At 70.4% G+C, this 21,862-nt stretch carries 15 protein-coding genes and 2 tRNA genes; 10 read left to right on the top strand and 7 right to left on the bottom strand.

Annotation, left to right across the window (positions count from 1 at the left end; all coding sequences use genetic code 11):
- Positions 1–162 precede the first annotated feature (162 nt).
- Both BN1193_RS06650 and BN1193_RS06655 read left to right on the top strand, forming a co-directional pair.
- Positions 163–876 carry a ferritin-like fold-containing protein gene (locus BN1193_RS06650; protein ID WP_040165000.1) on the top strand — a complete coding sequence of 238 codons (714 nt, stop codon included), beginning with the start codon at positions 163–165 and terminating at the stop codon, positions 874–876.
- Positions 877–962: 86 nt separating this feature from the next.
- Positions 963–1,661, top strand: a complete 699-nt coding sequence (locus BN1193_RS06655; protein WP_040165002.1) for a Type 1 glutamine amidotransferase-like domain-containing protein — start codon at positions 963–965, stop codon at positions 1,659–1,661.
- Between the two features lie 109 nt (positions 1,662–1,770).
- On the opposite strand, the gene BN1193_RS06660 is transcribed toward BN1193_RS06655, so the two are convergent.
- On the bottom strand, positions 1,771–2,061 hold the full coding sequence (locus BN1193_RS06660) for a hypothetical protein (RefSeq protein ID WP_040165003.1): 291 nt from the start codon (positions 2,059–2,061) through the stop codon (positions 1,771–1,773).
- Between the two features lies 1 nt (position 2,062).
- Positions 2,063–2,287: a DUF3107 domain-containing protein gene (locus BN1193_RS06665; RefSeq protein ID WP_040165005.1), complete on the bottom strand. Its 225-nt coding sequence runs from the start codon at positions 2,285–2,287 to the stop codon at positions 2,063–2,065.
- Between the two features lie 125 nt (positions 2,288–2,412).
- Between BN1193_RS06665 and BN1193_RS06670 the strand changes: the two genes are divergently transcribed.
- Both BN1193_RS06670 and BN1193_RS06675 read left to right on the top strand, forming a co-directional pair.
- On the top strand, positions 2,413–5,676 hold the full coding sequence (locus BN1193_RS06670) for an ATP-dependent DNA helicase (RefSeq protein WP_040165006.1): 3,264 nt from the start codon (positions 2,413–2,415) through the stop codon (positions 5,674–5,676).
- Positions 5,673–9,059: an ATP-dependent DNA helicase gene (locus tag BN1193_RS06675; protein WP_040165007.1), complete on the top strand. Its 3,387-nt coding sequence runs from the start codon at positions 5,673–5,675 to the stop codon at positions 9,057–9,059. Before BN1193_RS06670 ends, BN1193_RS06675 begins: the two co-directional genes overlap by 4 nt.
- A 1-nt stretch (position 9,060) precedes the next feature.
- Here BN1193_RS06675 and BN1193_RS06680 read toward each other — a convergent pair whose 3' ends face one another.
- Positions 9,061–10,416 carry a phosphotransferase gene (locus BN1193_RS06680; protein WP_052460519.1) on the bottom strand — a complete coding sequence of 452 codons (1,356 nt, stop codon included), beginning with the start codon at positions 10,414–10,416 and terminating at the stop codon, positions 9,061–9,063.
- Positions 10,417–10,479: 63 nt separating this feature from the next.
- On the opposite strand from BN1193_RS06680, the gene nudC reads away from it, so the two are divergent.
- Complete coding sequence (nudC, locus tag BN1193_RS06685; protein ID WP_040165008.1) at positions 10,480–11,379, top strand: NAD(+) diphosphatase; 900 nt, start codon at positions 10,480–10,482, stop codon at positions 11,377–11,379.
- The gene (locus tag BN1193_RS06690; protein WP_040165610.1) at positions 11,376–13,082 is read left to right on the top strand and encodes an ATP-dependent helicase; all 1,707 of its coding nucleotides are present in this window, start codon (positions 11,376–11,378) and stop codon (positions 13,080–13,082) included. Before nudC ends, BN1193_RS06690 begins: the two co-directional genes overlap by 4 nt.
- A gap of 782 nt (positions 13,083–13,864) precedes the next feature.
- On the opposite strand, the gene BN1193_RS06700 is transcribed toward BN1193_RS06690, so the two are convergent.
- Entirely contained in the window at positions 13,865–15,292 is a 1,428-nt protein-coding gene (locus tag BN1193_RS06700; protein ID WP_040165010.1) for a zinc-dependent metalloprotease, read from the bottom strand.
- Between the two features lie 200 nt (positions 15,293–15,492).
- Between BN1193_RS06700 and BN1193_RS06705 the strand changes: the two genes are divergently transcribed.
- From BN1193_RS06705 to BN1193_RS06715, 3 genes are read left to right on the top strand one after another with little or no spacing between them, the layout of a single operon-like run.
- Complete coding sequence (locus tag BN1193_RS06705) at positions 15,493–16,560, top strand: YlbL family protein (RefSeq protein ID WP_230206437.1); 1,068 nt, start codon at positions 15,493–15,495, stop codon at positions 16,558–16,560.
- 56 nt (positions 16,561–16,616) lie between these two features.
- Positions 16,617–19,589 carry a UPF0182 family membrane protein gene (locus tag BN1193_RS06710; RefSeq protein WP_040165012.1) on the top strand — a complete coding sequence of 991 codons (2,973 nt, stop codon included), beginning with the start codon at positions 16,617–16,619 and terminating at the stop codon, positions 19,587–19,589.
- Entirely contained in the window at positions 19,586–20,119 is a 534-nt protein-coding gene (locus tag BN1193_RS06715) for a MarR family winged helix-turn-helix transcriptional regulator (RefSeq protein WP_230206438.1), read from the top strand. The genes BN1193_RS06710 and BN1193_RS06715 overlap by 4 nt, the downstream gene beginning before the upstream one ends.
- Before the next feature lie 95 nt (positions 20,120–20,214).
- Here BN1193_RS06715 and BN1193_RS06720 read toward each other — a convergent pair.
- From BN1193_RS06720 to BN1193_RS06730, 3 genes are all read right to left on the bottom strand, one after another.
- Positions 20,215–20,288: transfer RNA gene (locus BN1193_RS06720), tRNA-Met, on the bottom strand.
- Between the two features lie 86 nt (positions 20,289–20,374).
- Positions 20,375–20,761, bottom strand: a complete 387-nt coding sequence (locus tag BN1193_RS06725; RefSeq protein WP_141396638.1) for a hypothetical protein — start codon at positions 20,759–20,761, stop codon at positions 20,375–20,377.
- Between the two features lie 120 nt (positions 20,762–20,881).
- Positions 20,882–20,955: transfer RNA gene (locus tag BN1193_RS06730), tRNA-Met, on the bottom strand.
- 100 nt (positions 20,956–21,055) lie between these two features.
- Between BN1193_RS06730 and BN1193_RS06735 the strand changes: the two genes are divergently transcribed.
- Positions 21,056–21,850: a carbon-nitrogen hydrolase family protein gene (locus BN1193_RS06735; RefSeq protein ID WP_040165014.1), complete on the top strand. Its 795-nt coding sequence runs from the start codon at positions 21,056–21,058 to the stop codon at positions 21,848–21,850.
- Positions 21,851–21,862: the final 12 nt, after the last annotated feature.

Genomic DNA, 21,862 nt, shown 5'->3' on the forward strand with positions numbered 1-21,862 from the left:
GGCAGCGGAGGGCTGCCGATTCGGGATCCACGCCCTCACTCAGCGGCAGGCGCGGGGCTCCGGTCCATCGCCGGAACCACACCAGCCTACCGGAGACCCCCGGAGGGGAGCCGGGACCCGGTCGGTTCGGCGCGCCCGACCGGCCTTGAGTAGGCTGAGCGCGTGGTCAACTGGTTCTGGAAACGGCGCCCCACCGGACGCCAACTGGTGCTCCGATCGCGGGGGGACATGGGCGGCGCGCTGCGCGTCGACTTCAGCGAACTCGCGCCGGATATCGACACCTTCCTGGGCCAGGCCGCCTACCTCCAGCTCGGCTACTTCGAGACCCTGACGCGCCTCATCCGTGCGACGCCGGATCTCGCGGAGAAGGAGGCCCTGTCGCAGGCCGCCGGCGCCGCGCTGCTGAAGCATCGCCGGCTGATCGCCATCATCCGGGACCGCGGTGAGGACCCCATCGAGGTCATGCTTCCGTTCCGGGAGGATCTGGACGCCTTCCGGTGGAAGACGATCGGTGCGCGACCGCGGGAGACGATGCTGTCCGTGCACATCACCGCCGGCATGCTCGATGACTTCTACACGACCCTGGCGGCGACGTACGGCGAGACCGGACGCAAGGTGGTCCGCGTCCTCGCCGCCGACGACGACCGCGAAGCGATCGCGAACATCATCCGGGAGACCATCGCCAGCGACGACGAGTGGCGCTGGCTGCTGTCGCTGTGGGGCCGCCGCCTCGTGGGCGACACCCTGCTCGTCGCACGCGCGGCGCTGCGCCCGAAGCGCCTGGACACCAACGAGGAGAAGCAGGTCGAGCCCGTCTTCACCGCGCTGATGAGCGGCCACGCCAAGCGCATGGACGCCCTGGGCCTCGCGTCCTGACCCCGGACCGCGGTTCTTCGGCGGGCGCGCGACCGTCTCTCCCGGCGGTCGTCCCGCACCGCTGGGTCGTGTGCGATCCTCATGCGATGAAGATGCTCCTCACCTCCAACGGGCTCGCGAACACGGAGATCCGCGACACGCTCGTCGACCTGCTCGGCAAGCCGATCGCGGAATCCCGCATCGTCGTCGTGATCGATTCGATCCTCGGATTTCCCGGCGACAGCTCGAAACTCGTCGAGCATCTCGACGGACTGCGCAGGCTCGGCTGGGCGGAGTTCAGCGTCGCCTCGCTCTTGGCCGGACCACCGGCGCTGGTGGAATCGCGGTTGCGCGCGGCTGACGTGATCCTCGGCTACGGCGGCAGCAACCTGTGGGCGGCGCACACGTGGACGGCCACGGGCCTGGCGCCCGTGCTGGCCGATCTGCTCGAGGAGAAGGTCTACGTCGGGTGGAGCGCGGGCTCGATGATCTTCCCGCGACTGCTGAATCGATGGCCGGACGCCTTCGATGACCAGGCGGAACTCGAGATGTTCGGGCTCGCGTCGGTGGAATCACCGGTGCCACTGTTCGACTGGTACTTCGTGGGACACCTCGGCGCCGACTGGATGCCGGCGGACGCCGAAACGGCGGTCGCGCGCGGTGCCGCCCGTACGAACCAACCCGTCTGGTTCGTCGACGACGATTCGGCTCTGCTCATCCGCGATCCCGCGGCCGAACCGATCGTCGTCTCTTCGGGCCACTGGCGCCGGTTCGGTTCGGACGGGTCGCTCATCGAATCGCACTGACGGTCGGGGACCCTGCCCACCCGGCAACGTTCGGCACGCGCGGCGCGATGTCCCGCACAACGACGATGCCCGCGACACGAGGTCGCGGGCATCGGAACGTGCGGGTGGCTCAGGCGATGCCGAGTCGCGCCCGCTCGCGGGCGTCGTGCGCGCGACGGGACGCCGTGAGGGCGACCGTGCCGCCGATCGCGGCGATCGCGGCCAAGCCGATGCTGGCGACCCAGGTCCAGATGCTCGCCTCACCGACGCCGGTCCACGTGAAGATCGCGTAGACGAGCGCGGACACGGCGGCGCCGATCGCGCCGCTGACGAGGAGACCACGCAGCTCGCGTCCGGGGATCATCACCTGCGCCACGGCACCGATGACGGTCCCGACGATGACGGCGAGCACGATGAACACGTCAGGCCACGAATCCGACGCGACGTGCTTCCTCGGTGCCGAGTTCGACGTAGGCCAGGCCCGCGGTGGGGACCAGGTAGCTGGTGCCCTTCGCGTCCGTGAAGGTGAGGGCTGCGGCCTTCGACGAGAGGGCCTCGTCGACGCGCGCGCGGATGGCTTCCGCCGACTCGTCGGTCTCGAAGTTGAGCTCGCGGCCGATGTTGGCGATGCCGATGCGGATCTCCACTGGGGTGTCCTTCCTCGCGCCCGCTCGGGCGCTCTTCCCACAGCCTAGGGCACCGCACACATGCCGAGCCGGGCTGCACGCTGAGGGCGAACGGCGATGTCGTCCGTACCGGATAGCGTGGTCGAGTGACCCCCGCCGAGCCGATTCCGGATGCCGCCCAGCGCGCTGTCGTGGCGCTTCCCGCCGCAGCCGAGGGCGTCGTCATCGGGGCGGCAGGCACGGGCAAGACGCACGCGCTCCTGGAACGGGTGGAACGCCTGATCGAGGCGGGGGAGTGCGCCGCGGACGAGGTCCTGATCCTCACTCCGTCCCGGCAGACCGCGACCCGGCTGCGGGACGTCATCGGCCTGCGCGTCGGGTCGGCGACGCCCGGCGCGTTGGCACGCTCGCTCGGCTCGTTGGCGTTCCAGATCGTGCGGGCCGCCATGGTGCGGGCGGGTCGGCCCGCCCCGCAGCTGCTCACCGGAGCGGATCAGGACCGCATCGTCGCGGAGCTGCTGCACGGCGACGAGGCCGACGCCGCGGACGGGACGGCCCGGTGGCCCGAGGAGTTGCCGGCCGCCGCGCGCAACGCCACCGCCTTCCGGTCCGAGCTGCGATCCCTGATGGACGAATGCACGGAGCTCGCCCTGACCCCGGCGGAGTTGGCGGACCTCGGTGACCGCACGGACCACCCGGTGTGGAGCGCCGCGGGAAGCTTCCTGGCCGACTACCGGCACGTCCTCGGACGGATGCGCTCGGAGCATCGGGACGCCGCCGACCTGCTCGCTGAGGCCGCCCGAGTGCTGCGTGAGACGCCGGCGGAGCTCGCCGCCGCGACCCTCGGGCCGGTCGCGCGGCTGCGCGCCGTGATGATCGATGACGCCCAGGAGCTCACCCGCGGAGCGATCGAACTCGTCTCCGCCCTTCGCTCGCGCGGGGTCGCCGTTCTCGCCTTCGGGGATCCGGACATCGGCTCCGGCGCTTTTCGCGGTGTCACTCCCGAACTGTTCGCGCGCCTGGCGGGGTTGCTGGGTGAGGTCCACGTCCTGGACGGCCCGCACCGCTCCGCTGCGGCCATCGCGCGGTTGGCGCGGACCGTGACTCAGGCGATCGGCGCCGGCGGACGCGTCGACCACCGCCGCGACCCGGGTCCGGAGGTGTCGGACGCCCGCGTCGAGGCGCTCATCGCGGCGAGCCCCTTCGAAGAGGTGGACGCGATCGCCCGACGACTGCGCACGTGGCACGTCCTGGCGGGCGTGCCGTGGTCCGCGATGGCCGTGATCGCGCACGACACCCGTCAGGTCGCGGCGCTGGAGACCGAACTGGCCGCCCGTGAGGTGCCCACCCGCGCCGCCGGCGTGCAGCGTCCGCTCGGTCGCGAGAACGTCGTCCGGGACCTCCTGCAGATCATCGCCCTGGCCGTGCAGGAGCCGGCTGAGCGCGATCCGGAACTGATCGCGAACGCCCTGCTCAGCCCGTTCGGAGGTCTGGACGCGGTCGGCCTCCGGCGCCTCCGTGCGGCACTGCGTCATCGCGAGCTCGGTGCGGCGGGCACCGCGACAGCCGCGGACCTGCTCCGCAGCGGATTCGCTCACCCGCTCGAGCTCGGCATGCTCGACGTGCCCGAGGCGCGCCCGGCCGAGCGTCTGGCGACCACGTTCGGCCGAGTCGCCGAGGCGCACCGGCGCGGGGAGACGATCCACGAACTGCTCTGGCTGGTGTGGGACCGCTCGCGCAGTGGCGGTCGGAGCCTCGCCGACGCGTGGCGAGAGACGGCGACCGCGCCGGGGCCCGCAGCGGCCGAGGCCTCCCGGGCTCTGGATGCCCTGGTGGCCCTGTTCGAGGCCGCCAAACGTGCGGTCGAGCGCGGGACGGACGCCGATCCGGACTCCTTCATCCGCAACCTCCTCGACAGCGACGTCCCCGAGGACACGCTCGCCGCCCCGGAACGCGTCGACACCGTCACCCTGATGACGCCGGCGACCGCTCTGGGCGCCGAGTTCGATGCCGTCGTCATCGCCGGGGTGCAGGACGGGGTCTGGCCGAACGTCCGGCTGCGCGGCGGACTCCTGGACTCCTGGATGCTCGCGGACACCGTGGAGGCCGACCGCGTCGGCCGTGTCGCCGAGCCCGCGGCCGTCCTGGATCGCCGCCGCGCCGCCCTGCACGATGAGCTGCGCCTGTTCGTCCGCGCCGTCAGCCGGGCCCGCACCCGTCTGCTGGTCACGGCCGTGGACGATGACGACCTCGGACCCAGTGCGCTGTTCGCTTTCCTCCCCGAGCCGACGCGACCGGACGAGGACCTCGCGGCGCACCACCCGCTCACCCTGCGGGGCCTGGTCGCGCGTCATCGCCGCACTCTGACGGGCGCGCATGTTCCGGATGAGCGGCGCATCGAGGCCGCGGGACAGCTCGGTGCGCTGGCGGAGGCCGGTGTCCCGGGAGCCTCCCCCGAGGAGTGGTACGGGGTGATGGCTCCCTCCAGCGACGCACCTCTGCGCGATCCGCAGCGCTCGCCGATTCCGGTGTCGCCCTCGCGGATGACCGGGTTCGAGGACTGCGGCGTGGACTGGGCGATCCGCGCCCTCGGTGGGGACACCCGCACGTGGTCCTCCGGGCTCGGCACGATTCTGCACGCCGCAATGGAGGACGTTCCCGGGGGCGCCCTCGACGAACTCCAGGCCGTGGTGGACGCGCGGTGGGGCGAGCTGGATTTCGAAGCGCCGTGGCAGTCCGCGAAGGAACGGCGGTGGGCGGCCCTGCTGGTGGAGCGCCTGCACCGGTACCTCCTCGCGTTCCGGCAGTCCGGCGCCCTCCGCGTCGGGGCTGAGGCGGAATTCACCCTGGCGATTCCGCTGGACGAGCACTCCGGTGCCGAAGACGTGCTGGTCGTCCCGCCGGACGGTTCCGGGCTGGACCCGGACGTCCCGTACGCGCTGCTGCGTGGCGCGATCGATCGCGTCGAGGTCTACCCTCCGGGCGAGATGCCGGCCGAGCTCGCGGTTCCGGCGACGCCGGACCGGCCCGCCGCACGTCGTGCCATCGTGGTCGACCTCAAGACCGGACGCAGCGAAGCGCGCGTCGCTGACGACAAGGTCGACGGTGACGCCCAGCTCGCGGCATACCAGCTCGCGGTCGCGTCCGGGGCGGTGCCGGGCGCCGACCCGGCCGATGCCGCGGGCGCCCGCCTGCTGGTGCTGTCGAAGGCGCTGAAGAACACGCACTGGCGGGTCGCGCACCAGGCCCCCCTCGGGCCGGAGGGTGCGGACGCGTTCGTGCAGCGGGTCATCGCCGACGCCACCGGGATGGCCTCGGCGAGCTTTGACGCGAACATCGACAGCCATTGCCGGATCGATCGCTTCGCGATCTGCGGCATCCACACGGTCAAGGCGGTGAGCGCCTCATGAGCACCCCGACCTGGCCCGGCACGCTGTCCCTGTCCGCCGAGACCATCGCGACCGCCCTCGGGCTGCCGAACCCGACGCCGCAGCAGCGCGAGGTGATCGAGGCGCCGCCGACCCCGGCTCTCGTCGTCGCCGGTGCCGGCTCGGGCAAGACCGAGACGATGTCCGGCCGCGTGGTGTGGCTCGTGGCCAACGGGCACGTCCAGCGCGATGAGGTGCTCGGTCTGACCTTCACACGCAAGGCGGCGGGGGAGCTCGCCGAGCGGATCATGGCCCGCTTGCGGCGCATCGACGAGTTCGGACGCCGCGGACTGCTGCCGCACCTGACGGAGATCGTCGCGTCCGGAGCCCTGACGGCGAATCCGGACGCGGAGCGTGGCGCGGTCCTCGACCGCCTCGCCCGCCGATACGAGACCGGGTGGAACCCTCAGGCGTCCGCACTCACCGGTGATGAACTGCTGCGTCCGCGCGTGGCGACGTACAACTCCTTCGCCGACGCGATCGTGCGCGAGCACGCGGCCCGGATCGGCCGCGACTCCGACGTCACGCTGCTCAGCCAGTCCGGCTCGTGGTTGCTGGCGCGCGCGGTCGTGCTGCGGAGCCTCGATGAACGCCTGGCGGAGAGCGATTCCGCGCTGTCCACGATCATTGACGCCGTGCAGAACCTGGCCGCCGAGTCGCTGGACAACCGCGCGGATCTCGCCGACGTCGCCGCGTACGGCGCCGACTTCGCTCGATCGCTGGAACCGTACGTGAAGCCCGACCTCGCCACCGCATCGGACGTGGAGAAGGCGTGGGCGGCCGGCACCGGCCTCGGCGTCATCGCTGACCTCGCCCGCGACTACGCGCGAGCGAAGGCGGAGCAGAGCGTGCTGGACTTCGCCGACCAGGTGGCCGGCGCACTGGAGATCGTCACCGCGAGTCCGGCCGTCGCCGCCGACCTGCGGGCGCAGTACCGCGTCGTCCTGCTCGATGAGTACCAGGACACGTCGGTGCTCCAGACGCAGCTGTTGGCGGCCGTGTTCCGCGATCACCCGGTGATGGCCGTCGGAGATCCGCACCAGTCGATCTACGGCTGGCGCGGCGCCAGTGCGGACAACCTCGAGGCGTTCGCCCCGGCGTTCGCGACGGACGGGGTGAGCGCGCGCTACGAGCTGATGGTGAGCTGGCGCAACGACGTCCGCGTCCTGACGGCTGCCAATGCGCTGCTTCAGCCGCTGCGGGTGCCCGGACGCATCGACGTCGGCGAGCTGCGACCGCGGCCCGGCGCGGGGGAGGGTGCCGTCCGCCTCGCCTGGGAGAACACGATCGACGAGGAGGCGGAAGCCGTCGCCGCCTGGTTCGCCGAGGTGCGCGCCGCGCACGACACCGCGTCCGACGGTGAGCATGCCGGTGCCATCCTGTTCCGCGCGAAGCGGCATATGCAGCTGTTCGCGGATGCGCTGGACCGCCGAGGCATCCCGCACCGCATCCTCGGTCTCGGTGGGCTGCTGTCGACGCCGGAGGTCACCGACGTCACCAGCGCGCTGCGCGTGATCCACGACCCCGGGGCAGGGTCCGCGCTCATCCGCCTGCTCACCGGTCCGCGCTTCGCGATCGGTGTCGCGGACCTGGCTGCCCTGCACCGCCTCGCCACCGTGCTCTCCCAGCGTGACGCCCACGGCGCGAAGTTCTCCGACGAACTGCTGGAGAGGTTGCGCGGCTCCGCGGGAATCGACGAGCAGCTGTCCATCATCGACGCGCTCGATGTGATGCGGACGCTGCGTGCGGAGAGCGTGCTGCTGTCCGGCTTCACGGAGGTCGGACGGGCACGACTCCGCGACGCCGCGCAGATGTTCGACCGCCTCCGCCGCGCCTCCGGCCAACCGATTCCGGAGCTCATCCGCCTCATCGAGGCCGAGCTGCGCCTGGACATCGAGCTCGCCGCGAACGAGCATCGCGGACCGGCCCGTGTCGCGGCCACGCAGTTGCGGGCGTTCCTGGATGAGGTGCGCGCCTTCCTCGCCGCGGACGAGCGCGGGACGATCGGTTCCCTGCTGGCATGGTTGTCCCACGCCGAGGACACCGACGAACTCATGCCGCGGCCCGAACCGCCACAGCCCGGTGTGGTGCAGCTGCTGACGATCCACGGGTCCAAGGGCCTTGAGTGGGATGCGGTGGCGGTGGTCCGGCTCGTCGCGGAGGAACTGCCCAAGAGCCCACGGACGTCACTCGGCTGGCTCTCTCTGGGCGCGCTGCCCTTCGATTTCCGCGGGGACCGCGCTGCTCTGCCCGAGCTCGAACTGCCCGGTCCCGGTGCGAACCGGACCGCGGTGCTGAAGTCGATCAAGGCGTTCAAGGACGCGAACAAGGCCTATCAGGAGGAGGAGGAGCGGCGACTGGCGTACGTCGCCGTGACACGTGCGCGCAGCGACCTGCTGCTGTCCGGCTCACCGTGGGGCGGTCAGACTCGCGCTCGCAAGCCCAGTCCGTACCTGCTGGAGATGCTGCACGCGCTGAGCCTGGAGACGCCCGACTCCGACGTGGACGGCGAGAACCCGATCGAGCGCGAAGGACGGGTGCTGGCGTGGCCGTTGGATGCCCTCGGGTCGCGTCGTGCGGTGGTCGAGACCGCTGCTGAGCTCGCGCGTGTGACCCCGGCGGCGGCACCGTCGAACGAATTGGAGCGGCTGCTCGCCGAGCGCGAAGCGCGGACACGACGCACACGACCGGTTGCGCCGACGCGCATTCCGGCGTCCTCCTTCAAGGACTACGTGACCGACTTCGCGCGTGCCGCGGGGGACATCTCGCGGCCGATGCCCGAGCGGCCCTATCCGCAGACGCGGATCGGCACCGATTTCCACGCGTGGGTGGAGAACCTGTACCAGGTCGCCGGTGCCGGTTCGTCCCTGGATGACACGCTGTGGGAGCTCGATGATGACCGGCCCGCGACCACGGAGGCGGAAGCCGCCCACGACGACCTCCTGCAGGAGCTGCAGTCGGCGTTCCTGGCCAGCGAATGGGCGGGTCTGAAGCCCCTGGAGGTGGAGAGCGAGGTCGACTACGTGCTCCGGCCCACCGACGGCTCGCCGGCGCACATCATGATCTGCAAGCTCGACGCCGTGTTCCGCCGCGTCGACCGCGGCGACCGGATCGAGATCGTCGACTGGAAGACCGGCCGGCCGCCGGCCACGGCCGCGGAGCGGGAGGAGCGGCTGATGCAGCTCGCCCACTACCGCGTCGCGTACAGCCATGCCCGCGGTATTCCGCTCGAGGACATCGACGTCGCCCTGTTCTACGTGGCGCACGGTCATGTCCTGCGTCCGGAGCACGTGCGCACCGAGGCTGAGCTGGCCGAGGCCTGGACCGCCGCGAAGAACCGCGACTCCGCGCCCTCACCCTCGTGAGTCAGTCCTGGGCCCAGCGGCGGAGGGTGGCGTCCGCGGCGCGCTCCGCATCGGCGACGTCCGCGTCGCCCTCCGGAGTCGCGGCCGCCAGCGTGCCGTCCGACTCCCCATCCGGCTCGTCGAACAGCGTCTGCTGACCGAAGAAACCGCTCTCGATCTCCTGCGTGGCGTTCACGTCGTCCTCGTAGAAACCGCGGTCCAGGGCCTGCGTGGCGTTCGGATCATTCGCCGGTTCGTCCGGGGACGCGCCGGCCCCGGCGAAGAAGCCGGGAGCGATCTCCTGCGTGGCATCGCCGTCCAGGAACCGGCCGAGCTTCTCCGGGTCGTACGCATCGGTCTGCATCGAGGTGTCCACGGCGGCGCGAGCGGCCTCGGGGACGCTGCCGAGCGCCGCGACGGCGTCGTCGATGTCCGAGCCGGCCGCGGTCGGACGCAGCGTGTTGTCACGGACACCGTCCGCGAGCGAATCCAGGAGCGCGGCGGCATCGTCCATGACGTCCTCGCGGTGCTGATCCCGGCCGTGCAGCAGCCAGCGCGCGAACTCGAGCTCCGCGTGCAGACGGGCGCGAACGCGGAGCGACTCGTCCGGAGCGCGATGGGAAGCGGCCGCGTACGCGCTGTGCACCGTGTCCACGGCCTCCGGCGCCGAGGTGAGGAACTGCAGATCCAGGGCGGGGTCGGCCACCTGGAGGCCGTGCCAATCGATCACGCCGACGACGGCGGGTTCGGCCGACACCTCGTCATACACGAAGGAGGTCGCCGAAGCACCGCCCAGAGACACGGCCGGCTCGAACTGCCACACCGCGTCGTCATCGATCACATCGCGCCAGCGGACCATCAGGCGCACCGGCACCCGGCCGGTCGCGCTCGACTCCTCGAGCACCCTGCGGACCTCGTCACGCACGTCGGAGGCGGTGCGGACCGGCAGGCCGGCGCCACGGACCACGGACTCCGGAAGGGCGTGGATGGCAGCGAGGGCGGCACCCAGGGAGGCGGCCACGCCGCGCCCGGCCGGAATGCTCGCCGCCGGCACCTGGTAACCGGGAATGAAGGTGGTCACGAAGACCCGCCCCTCCGGAACCGGTGCGGCGCCGAGGAACTCCGGGATCGCGAAGCTGACGAGCGAGCGCACGCCGTCGGTGAGGGCGCGCAGCGCGAGAGCCTCAGCGGCCAGATCGGCATCGGCGGACTCGTCCAGCGGGATCCGCACGGCGACGCGTCGGCCGTCCACCAGGGTCGCCATCGCGGCGTCATTGCGGCCGTTCGTGCCGGTCGTGAGAGGGCTCGCCTCGACGATCTCGAGACCGGGGACGGCAGCGGTCGCCGCCGCGGCTAGAGTGAGTGCAGAGCGTGCCATGCGTCCAGGTTAGGTCGGTCCAGACCGGGCCCGGAGTCGCCACGCCCGCGAGGAAGGGAGTCGATGAATCGCATCGCTGACACCCCGGAAACCGCATCGACGCCGGTCGGCTTCGACCGGGCCGGTGCTGAGCGCACCGCGGATGGTCTGATCGCCGGATTGCTCGCTGATCCGTCCACCCGGGTGGTCGCGGTGGACGCGGATCGCGTCGCCGGCGGCGCCGACGGAGCCCCGCTGCTGTTCCGGCCGGACGATCCCGGACTGGCCGAGCTCATCGATGACGACACCCTGGTCGGCTTCGTGGGGCGCCTGCACGGAGCCCCGGTGCTCGTGCGCGCCGTGCGTCGGCCGCAGGACGCGCCGTGGCCCGCGCTGCGCACGCTGACGATCGCGGACGCACCGCTGGTGGAGACCCTGATCACCGCGGTCGCGCTCGGGCGCTGGTTCCGCGACGCCGGTCACTGCCCGGTGTGCGGAGGGACGGCACCGCTGACGCAGGCGGGGTGGGCGCGTCGATGCTCCTCCTGCTCGCGAGAGCACTTCCCCCGCACCGACCCGGCGATCATCGTCGCGGTCACGCACGGCGATCGTCTGCTGCTCGGGTCGAACGCGATGTGGGAGCAGAACCGGTTCTCCTGCTTCGCCGGCTTCGTCGAGGCGGGGGAGTCGCTGGAGTCCGCGGTCGTGCGCGAGGTGGCTGAGGAAGCGGGCGTGCGCGTGAGCGATGCGAGCTACGTCGGATCGCAGGCATGGCCGTATCCGCGCTCGCTGATGCTCGGCTTCCGTGCGGAGGCCGAGAGTGAAACGGCGGCCCGACCCGACGGAGAGGAGATCCTCGCCGTGCGGTGGTTCACCCGCGCCGAGATCCGCGCCGCCCTCGCCGGGGAGAGCGAGATCATCCTGCCCGGCTCGGCATCGATCGCTCACCGCCTGATCACCGAATGGGTCGCGGCCGGCGCATGAGCGCGCTGGACGGACTGGACGACCGACAACGCGAGGCCGCTGCCGTGCTGCGCGGCCCCGTCTGCGTGCTCGCCGGGGCGGGCACCGGCAAGACCCGGGTGATCACCCACCGGATCGCGCACGGCGTGGACACCGGCGCCTACTCGCCGGGCCGGGTGATGGCGGTCACCTTCACCGCGAAGGCGGCGGGTGAGATGCGCGGTCGCCTTCGCGCGCTCGGGGTGCAGGGCGTCGCGGCCCGCACCTTCCACGCCGCCGCGCTCAGCCAGCTGAACTACTTCTGGCCGACGCTGACCGGGGGACCGGCACCGAGCATCATCGACAACAAAGTGCGCATGCTCGCGCACGCTTCGGACGGTGTCGGGCTGCGACTGGACACCCCGACGTTGCGCGATGTCGCGTCCGAAATCGAGTGGCGCAAGATCACGATGCGCTCGATCGACCAGTACGCGCTCACCGGACGCACGGTGGGGCGGCTCACGGTCGAGGAGACCGTCCGCCTGCAGCGCGCCTACGAGGCCCTGAAGGACGAACGGCGGCAGCTGGACTTCGAGGACGTGCTGCTCGCGTGTGCCGGAATGCTGGAAGCGGAACCGCGCGTGACCGCCGCGGTCCGGGAGCAGTACCGGCACTTCACGGTGGACGAGTTCCAGGACGTCTCGCCGCTGCAGTACCACCTGCTGAAGCTGTGGTTGGGCGACCGGCGCGACCTCTGCGTGGTGGGGGACGCGAGCCAGACGATCTTCTCCTTCGCCGGCGCCGATGCGAAATTCCTCCTGGAGTTCGATCGGGCGTACGAGGATGCGCGGGTCGTGAAGCTGGAGCGCAACTACCGCTCGGATCCCACCGTGATCGAGGTCGCGAATGACCTGATGCGCGGTCGCCCCGGCGCACTGACCCTCGAGGCGGTGCGTCCGGCGGGCGCGCCGACGCCCACCGTGACCGCTTACGACGACGAGCGGGACGAGGCGTACGGGATCGCCCGCGCCATCGGCAAGCAGATCGCCAGGGGTGCGGGGCCTCAGCAGATCGCCGTGCTGTACCGATCGCAGGCGCAGTCGGCCGCGATCGCCGACGCCCTGGCGCAATCCGGAATCGCCAGCCAGGTCATGGGCGGAAAACGGTTCTTCGACCTGCCGGAGGTGCGCACGGCGGTCCTGGAACTGCGCGGGGCGGCGATCGCGCCGAACACCTCGGGCTTCCTGCCGACGGTGCGCGACGTCCTGCGCGGGCTCGGCCTGACGGACGCGCCCCCGCCCACCGGCGGTGCGCTGCGTGACGCCTGGGAGGCGCTGGCGGCCCTGTTCCGCCTGGCCGAAGACGCCCCCGCCGACACGACCCTCCGCGCGTTCGCCGACGATCTCCTCCTGCGGACGAAGGACCAGCACGAACCGGTGCTCGCCACAGTCACGCTCGCCACCCTGCACGCCGCGAAGGGCCTGGAGTGGGAGCATGTCCACATCATCGGTTGGTCGGAGGGCCTGCTGCCGATCTCGTACGCGACGTCCTTCGACGCCGTCGACGAGGAACGGCGACTGGCCTACGTCGGAGTCACGCGGGCCGGGACATCGGTGTCGCTGTCCTGGGCTCGGGGAGCCGGACGGCAGGCGCGCAAGCCGTCTCGATTCCTTCAGGAGATCGGCAGCCGCAGTCTGCGCGCGGCCGGTGCGTCCGCCAGGATTCCCGGCTCGCCGTCACGCTGACGGCGCTGCTGATGTCATCCCACTCCGCCTGCTCCGCGCGAGTTCGCAACAGGCGCACGGCCAGCTCGCCGGCTCGGGCGTAGCGACCGATGCCGGGCAGACGCGGTGGACGATCCTGCAGCTGTGCCATCAGCGCGGGATAGGCGGGATTCGCGGCCGTCCGTTCCGTCGTCAGACAGGACGCGCAGGCCGTGAGCCCCGGGACGATGACGGGCCCGACGGTGATGCCGTCGGTGTCGACGACGACGGGCAGGTGGACGCGATCATCGGAGAGCCAACCGGCCGCCGTGCGGGGCAGCAGCGAGTGCGGTGTGACGATCACCACCGGTCCGCGATCGGCCGTGATGCGTGCCCCGGCAGCCTCCAGCGCATCGGCGAGCGCTGCGGCCCGGACCCGGTCCATCGCGGCGGGCAGCGCTCGCACCGTCAGATCGAACGGTTCGGGTGAGGTGTCCAGGGCCGGGGCGATCAGTGCCAGCAGGTCCTCCGCCTCGACGGCCGTCACCCCGCAGGCGGCGGCGGTTCGGTCGATGTGGTCGGGCGGGACGCCGAATTCCAGGGCGCGCAGGAACTGCAGCTGCCAGGGCGCCGGGTCGGGGACCAGGACCGGATCGTCGAGGCCGAGCTGCAGGGTGTCCTGGTCGCGCCAGAGCGGTCGGCGTCGGGGATCGAGTCGCAGGTAGGAGGCCATGCCTGATCCTGACTCGCCGACGGCGCGCATCGCGCGGCTGTCCACACCCCGGAACCGGGCGGCGCAGCGCAGTCCGGTGGGGAGGAGCGGATCAGACCGGGCGCGGGCCCTCCGGACCTTCGGGGGAGCCATCCGCGTCCCCGGTGCCACCCTCGCCGCCGGTGTCGGGTGCGTCCGCTTCTCCGCCCGAGCCGAAGTCTTCACCGGCGAGCAGCCGCTCGAGAGCGTCGTCCATCTCATCGCGGGGTGCCTCTTCGCCGCGGGCGCGTGCCTGCAGCCGGGCGACCAGGGCGGAGGGATCGTCGATGTCCGCCGCTGTGGGCATCAGATCCGAGTAGTCCCAGAGCGCGTCCCGTGCCTCCATGCCCACGGCGTCGGTGACCGCCCGCCACATGGCCGCCGCCTCACGCAGGCGCCGCGGCCGCAGCTCCAGTCCGACCAGGGCACCGAGGGCCTGCTCGGCGGGGCCCCCGACGGCCCGCCGGCGCCGGACCGCTTCGCCGATCCGCTCGGCATCCGGAAGACGGGAGGTGGCGTCAGCGGTCACGACGTCCACCCAGCCCTCGACCGTGGCCAGGAGATTCTCCAATCGCGCGAGCGCCTGGGTCTGAGCCTCGGAACGCTGGGGAAGCAGGGCGCCGGACTCCAGCAGTTCCCGCAGCTCGTCCGGGTTCTCCGGATTGAAGCGTCCGGCGAGATCCTCCAGACCCGCGGTGTCGACCTCGACGCCACGGGCGTACTCGGTCACCTGGGAGATCAGGTGCAGGCGCAACCACTTGGCGTGCCGGAACAGGCGCGCGTGCGCCAGCTCACGGGTGCCCAGGTACAGGGCCAGCTGATCGTCCGGGACCTCGAGCCCGCGACCGAAATCCGCGAAGTTCTGCGGCAGGATCGCGGCCTCGCCGGCCGGGAGCAGAGGGATGCCGACGTCACCGCCGGAGACCACTTCGCGCGAGAGTCGACCGATGACCTGGCCGAGCTGGCCGGCGAACAGCGAACCACCGATGCCGCGCATCACGCGACCGGCCCCCTCCACGATGCCGCGCATCTCCTCCGGAGTCTGCTCCCCGAGGGCGGACATCAGGGCGTCCGTGATGCTGGAGGCCACCGGCTCGGCCAACTCCTGCCACACCGGCATGGTCTGTGAGACCCAGTCTCCGCGGGTAAGCGCACGGGCGGGCTGGGCGAGTTCCGAGATCGCGGTGACGCCGCTGAGCCACATGTTGGCCAGCACGAAGGCCTGGTCGAGGTCGGTGCGCTGACCGGCCGTCACGGACAGCCCGTCCTGGTTCGCGATGTGCAGTGCCTGCCGCTCGGCGTTCTCCCACGGGATTCCGCCATCGCCACTGGCGAAGGCACCCTGCATCTGATGCATCAGCTGCTGCAGCATGGCCGGGTCGATCTGCATGCCGGTCAGCCGCTCGATCTGTTCCGGATCGATGCCTGCGCCGCCGGCGCCGAAGAGCTTCTTCAAGAGCTCCTGGAACTCGTCCTCGGGGGAGCGATCATCGTCGGACACTTCAGCCGCCTTCCAGCAGGGTGCTCGGGTCTTCTTCTACGCTAGTCGCACACACGTCCGCACAGCCGGTGTTCGGACGGATGCCTGTACGCCGCTCGCGAACGAGCGTCGGACGAGGCGGAAAGGCGGGCGCAGTGGCGTTCTTCGACGAACGGACCCCGTCGCAGCAACGGTCGCGTGCGCGTCGGACGCGACGCCCTGTGAGCCTGGGACTGATCGCGCTGGCGGTCGCCCTCATCGCGATGTTCACTCTCTCCCTCCTGCCCAGCGGCTTCGTGATCCAGCAGCCCGGACCGGTGGTCAACACCCTGGGTGAGACCACCGGCGAGGGTGACGCTCAGGTCCCGTTGATCGATGTCCCCGATCGCACCGAGTACCCGACCAGCGGCACCCTGTCGCTGGTGACCGTCCAGGTCGTCGGCAATCGTGAAGGCACACCGAGCTGGCTCGAGATCGCCTCGGCGTGGTTCGATCCGTCGCTGGCGGTCCTGCCCCTGGACGCCGTGTTCCCGCTCGGGCAGACGACGGATGAGCGCCAGGCGGAAGACGCGCAGATGATGACCGACTCGCAGACCGCGGCCGCGGCCGCGGCGTTCACCGAGCTCGGCGAGAAGGCGCCGATCAAGATCACCGTCGCCGCTGACCCGGCCGAAGGCACCGCGGCCCACGGACTTCTCCGACAGGGAGATGTGCTGACCAAGGTCGACGGTGCCGCGATCACGAGCACCGACCAGGTGCAGAAGGCGGTCACCTCGTCCGAGGGCAAGCCGGTCACGTTCACGATCGATCGGGACGGGTCCACCGCTGACGTCGCCATCACGCCGAAGCTGACGGACACCACGGCCGGGAAGCTGTACCTCGTCGGGGTGAGCATGGGGGTCACCTATGAGCTGCCCACCCCGGTCCACATCCAGCTGAACGACATCGGCGGACCGAGCGCCGGCATGATGTTCGCGCTCGGCATCATCGACACCCTGACGCCGGGGGACATGACCGGCGGAGCGCACATCGCCGGCACCGGCACGATCGACGGCGCCGGAGACGTCGGCGCGATCGGCGGAATCCGCCAGAAGATGTACGGCGCCGAGCGCGCCGGCAACGACTACTTCATCGCCCCGGCCAGCAACTGCGACGAGGTCGTCGGTCACGTGCCGAGCGGACTTCGTGTGTTCAGCTCATCCACGCTGAGCGAGAGCGTCCACATCGTCGAGACCATCGCCTCCGGGAAGGGACTGGACGCACTGCCCACCTGCCACGCCGGTCAGTGAGTGCACAGGGCATACCCACCGCCGATGCCCAGGCAATGCGCACGTAGGATGGAACGGTGACCACGACCTCAGCGCCGAACCAGGCCACGCCCAACACCGGCCGTCGCATCCTCGTCATCTCGCTCGTCATTCTGGCGGCGCTGGTGGCGGCGTTCTTCATGTTCGCCAACGTCTTCGCCGATTTCCTCTGGTACGACCAGCTGCACATCTCCTCAGTGCTGATCACCCAGTGGACCGGCCGGATCACGATGTTCCTCGTCGGCTTCGTCGGCATGGCCCTGCCCGTGTGGGGAGTGATCCAGCTCGCGTACCGGCTGCGGCCGGTCTACGCGCGCCTGTCGAGCCAGCTCGATCGCTACCAGGAGGTCATCGAGCCGCTGCGGCGCCTGGCCATGTGGGGCATTCCGATCTTCTTCGGAGTGTTCGCGGGCCTGTCCTCCGGCAACCAGTGGGAGACCGCCTGGATGTGGGCGAACGGCGTCGCGACGAAGGAGTACGACCCGCAGTTCGGGTTGGACACCGGGTTCTACATGTTCGCCCTGCCGTTCTACTCGGCCGTGGTCGCGTTCGTCTCCGCCGTCCTGCTGATCAGCCTGCTGGTCACCGCGTTCGTCAGCTACCTCTACGGCTCGGTCCGTATCGGACAGGGCGAGTTGCGGATCTCGAAGGCGGCGCGCATCCAGCTGGCCGTGATCGCGGGACTGTACATCCTCGTCCAGGGCGTCAGTCTGTGGCTGGACCGCTACCGCACGCTGGTCACGGCCAACACCTCCAGCGCCGGCTCCGGCTCGCTGGAGATCACCGGCCCGACCTACGCGACGGCGAACGCCGTCATCCCCGGTCAGACGATCCTCGCCATCGCGGCGGTCCTCGTCGCCGTGATGTTCTTCATCACCGCGGTGATCGGGCGCTGGCGCTTCCCGCTGGTCGGCACGGCGCTGCTCGTGGTCAGTGCGCTCGTGCTCGGCATCGGGTACCCGTGGGTGGTCACGACCTTCCAGGTGAAGCCGAACGGCATCGACCTCGAGTCGACCTACTACGAACGCAACATCGAGGGGACGCAGAAAGCGTTCGGCATCGATCAGATCGAGAAGACCGACTTCAAGGCGGAGACCACCGCCGAGGCCGGACAGCTGCGCGCGGACGCCAGCACGACGGCGTCGATCCGCATCATGGACCCGGCGATCATCTCTCCGGCCGTTCGCCAGTTGGAACAGGTCAAGCCCTACTACCAGTTCCAGCAGGACATGGACGTGGACCGCTACGAGATCGACGGCAAGAGCCAGGACGTCGTGGTCTCGGTGCGTGAGCTGGACATGGCCAACGTGAACGACTCGTGGCAGAACCAGACCACGGTGTACACCCACGGCTACGGCATCGTCGCGGCGGCGGGCAACCAGCGCACCGCCGACGGCAGCCCGGTGTTCCTCGAGCAGGGCATTCCGGCGTCCGGGTTCATCTCGGACGAGGACAAGAACTTCCAGCCGCGGGTCTACTTCGGCGAGCAGTCGCCGAAGTACTCCATCGTGGGCGCGGAGAAGGGCGCCGCGGACGTCGAGATGGACTACCCCCGCGGTGCGGACGGTGCCACCGAGACGAAGACGACGTTCACCGGTAACGGTGGCCCGAAGATCGACAACCTCTTCACCAAGGTGATCTACGCGCTGAAGTTCCAGTCCGAGCAGATCCTGTTCTCCGACCGCGTGAACGCGAACTCGCAGATCCTGTACGACCGCGATCCGAAGACGCGCGTGCAGAAGGCGGCGCCCTACCTGACGCTGGACAGTGACCCGTACCCGTCGGTGGTGGATGGACACATCGTCTGGATCGTGGACGGCTACACCACGAGCTCGAACTACCCGTACTCCACCGGTGTCAGCCTGAGCGGTGCGATCGATGACTCGACGGCGTCGAACAGCTTCCAGGTCGACGACATCAACTACATCCGCAACTCGGTGAAGGCCACGGTGGACGCCTACGACGGCTCGGTGACGCTGTACGCCTGGGACGCCCAGGATCCGGTGCTGCAGACGTGGGAGAAGGTGTACCCCAACACCATCAAGCCCATGAGCGACATGTCCGCGCAGCTGATGAGCCACGTGCGGTACCCGACCGACCTGTTCAAGGTGCAGCGGGACGTGCTGGGCGTCTACCACGTCGACAGCGCTCGCTCGCTGTTCCAGGCGGACAACGTCTGGACCACGCCTAACGACCCGAACGCCTCCAGCGACACCCTCCAGCCGCCGTACTACCTGACGATGAAGATGCCGGGCCAGGATGAGGCCGCGTATTCGATGTTCACGTCGTTCATCCCGCGCGCGGCCAACTCCGCCAACGCGCGGAACGTCCTCACCGGCTACCTCGCCGTCGACTCGGACGCCGGCAGCACCAAGGGTGAGAAATCCAGCGCGTACGGCAAGCTGCGAATGCTCGTGATCGACTCGGACACCACTGTGCCCGGTCCCGGTCAGGTGCGCAGCACGTGGGATTCCGATCCCACCGTGTCGGCGCAGTTGAACGTGCTGAAGGTCTCCACCGGTCAGTCCGACGTCATCAACGGCAACCTGCTGACTCTTCCCGTCGGTGGCGGACTGCTCTACGTGGAACCGGTGTACGTCCAGTCGAAGGGGTCCACGAAGCTGCCCTACCTGCAGAAGGTCCTGGTCGCGTTCGGTAATCAGGTGGCCTTCGAAGACACTCTGAGCGAAGCCCTGGACACGCTGTTCGGTGGCGACTCGGGGGCCCAGACGGGGGACAACAACGTCAACCCGACAACACCGGATGAGCCCACATCGCCCACGGGGAACGGCACGACGCCGACCCCGGCTCCGACCACGAGTCCCTCGCCGAACGAAGGCGGCACGAACTCCGGCGTCACCGGCGAGCGCGACGCCCTGCTGCAGGAGGCCGCGGACGCCCTGAAGGCGCGCGAAGCCGCCATGGCCAAGGGCGACTGGACGGCCTACGGTGTTGCGGACAAGCAGCTCACTGATGCCCTCGAGAAGCTGATCGCGCTCGAGGGGAAGTGACCGTCGAGTCAGCGTCGAACGGGGCGCCCGCTGCTGCGGGCGCCCCGTTCGGGCTTTCGGAGTCGACCGGTCGGGAAGACGGCGACCCGGAGGCGGTGATGTCCGAGCTGCTGCGCGCCGTCCGGGAGTTCGGCGGGGCCCACGAGCGCTTCGCCGGCGCGCTGAAGCACGAGATGACGATGAACGCCAACGACCTGATGGCGCTGCGACTCCTGACCGGCCGGGAACAGCTGGGGCAGCGGGTCACGCCGCACGAGATCGCCCATCATCTGCGGGTCTCGACCGCCTCGACCACCAAACTGCTGGATCGTCTGGTGGAATCGGGGCACGTTCGCCGCGTGCCGCATCCGTCCGATCGCCGCGCACGGGTCGTGGAGCTGACCGCCGCCGCAAGAGCCGAATTCTGGGCGCTGTTCGCCGTACGGATGGACGGCGTTCGGGCAGCATTGGCCGACGTGCCGGCGGCGGAGCTGACAGCCGCCGCGGCCGTGATGCGGCGGGTGTCCGCCGTGCTGGATCCGGGGGACTGACGCGGACGATCGGCGATCTCCACGCAGGCCGCGCTCGCCCTCCGGATCGGAGAAAGGCAGAAGGCCCGGATCATTCGATCCGGGCCTTCTTCTCGTTGCGGGGACAGGATTTGAACCTGCGACCTCTGGGTTATGAGCCCAGCGAGCTACCGAGCTGCTCCACCCCGCGGCACGTCTTCTAACCTAACACGGTTTCAGGCCGGAGCCGTGCACGCGTGGCAGCTCTGCCCCGTGCGAGTGCGGCGTCAGCGGGACTCACCCGAATGGTGACCGCCAGCCCAGACCGACGGCGGCGACCGCGAAGGCCGCGAAGTACAGGATGACCAGGGCGAGCACCCCGAGCACCCACCACCACGCGATGCGCCGCCGCCGCCGATGCGCCCGAATGCTCAGCGTCAGCACGCCGGCCAGAGACAGGAGCGAACCCCACAGTGCCAGCTGCGAAGAGGCGCGATACCATCCCCAGTCGCACGTGGGGGTCGTGCCCACCGGAACATCGGCGCACGGCGCACCCATCGCCCCGAGCCCCACGGCGAGAACGAGGTAGGCGCTCAGGGCGAGGTAAGCGACGGTGGCGAGGACCATCACCACGGCGAAACCGACGGTGCGCGCTCGGGTGGCGGCAGGTGCCGATCGGGTCATACGCCACAGCATAGGCATCCGCGCCGCACCGGCGCGCCGATACCCCACGCGGGTGTGGCCGATCCGTTCGATTCGGGAATGGCAGAAGGCCCGGTTCCTTCGAACCGGGCCTTCTTCTTGTTGCGGGGACAGGATTTGAACCTGCGACCTCTGGGTTATGAGCCCAGCGAGCTACCGAGCTGCTCCACCCCGCGGCACGTTGAACAGCCTATCACCGCAGGGGACAGGGGGCCGCATCGGTGCGGAAGCCCGGGCGTTTCCCGGCTATCGTGAGAGGCCGAGGAGAGGAAGTCCGTGAGCGAGATCCTGGTCGCGGTGGCGCAGTTCGCGCCCGGTCCCGACGACAACCTGCCGGTGGTCCGTGACCTCGTGAGCCGAGCAGCGCGCAGGGGAGCGCGACTCGTCGTCCTTCCGGAGTACGCGTCCTGGTTCGCCAATCCCTTTCCCGCGGACCTGGCCGCACACGCCGAGTCGCTGGACGGCCCCTTCGTGGCGGCACTGACCGAGGTCGCCGCGGGGTCGGCCGTCACCGTCGTCGCCGGAATGCTGGAGGCCGCCGGCGATGGTCGCGCACACAACACCGTCGTCGCGGTCGATGCCGGAGGGCTGCGCGCGCGGTACCGCAAGGTGCACCTGTACGACGCGTTCGGTCAGCGGGAATCGGACCTGATCGCGCCCGGCGCGCCGACGGATCCGGAGACCTTCGACGTCGATGGCATGCGGTTCGGGCTGATGACCTGCTACGACCTCCGCTTCCCGGAGAGCGCCCGGGCGCTGGTGGATGCCGGAGCCGACGTCCTGCTGGTTCCGGCGGAGTGGGTTCGCGGCCCGCTCAAGGAGGATCACTGGGAGACCCTCCTGCGGGCGCGGGCGATCGAGAACACCGTGTACGTCCTCGCGGCGGATCACACTCCGCCCGTCGGCGTGGGACGCTCCGCGGTGATCGATCCGTCCGGCATCCTGCTGGCCTCTCTCGGAACGGAAGCCGGCGTCGCCGTGGCCGCCGTCGGGACCGAAGAGATCGGACGCGTCCGCGCCGTGAACCCGGCACTGGAACTGCGTCGTTACCGCGTCACCCCACGGGACTGACCCGAGCCGGGG

Origin of the sequence: Microbacterium gorillae (genome assembly GCF_000826185.2) — a bacterium.
GTDB lineage: Bacteria > Actinomycetota > Actinomycetes > Actinomycetales > Microbacteriaceae > Microbacterium > Microbacterium gorillae.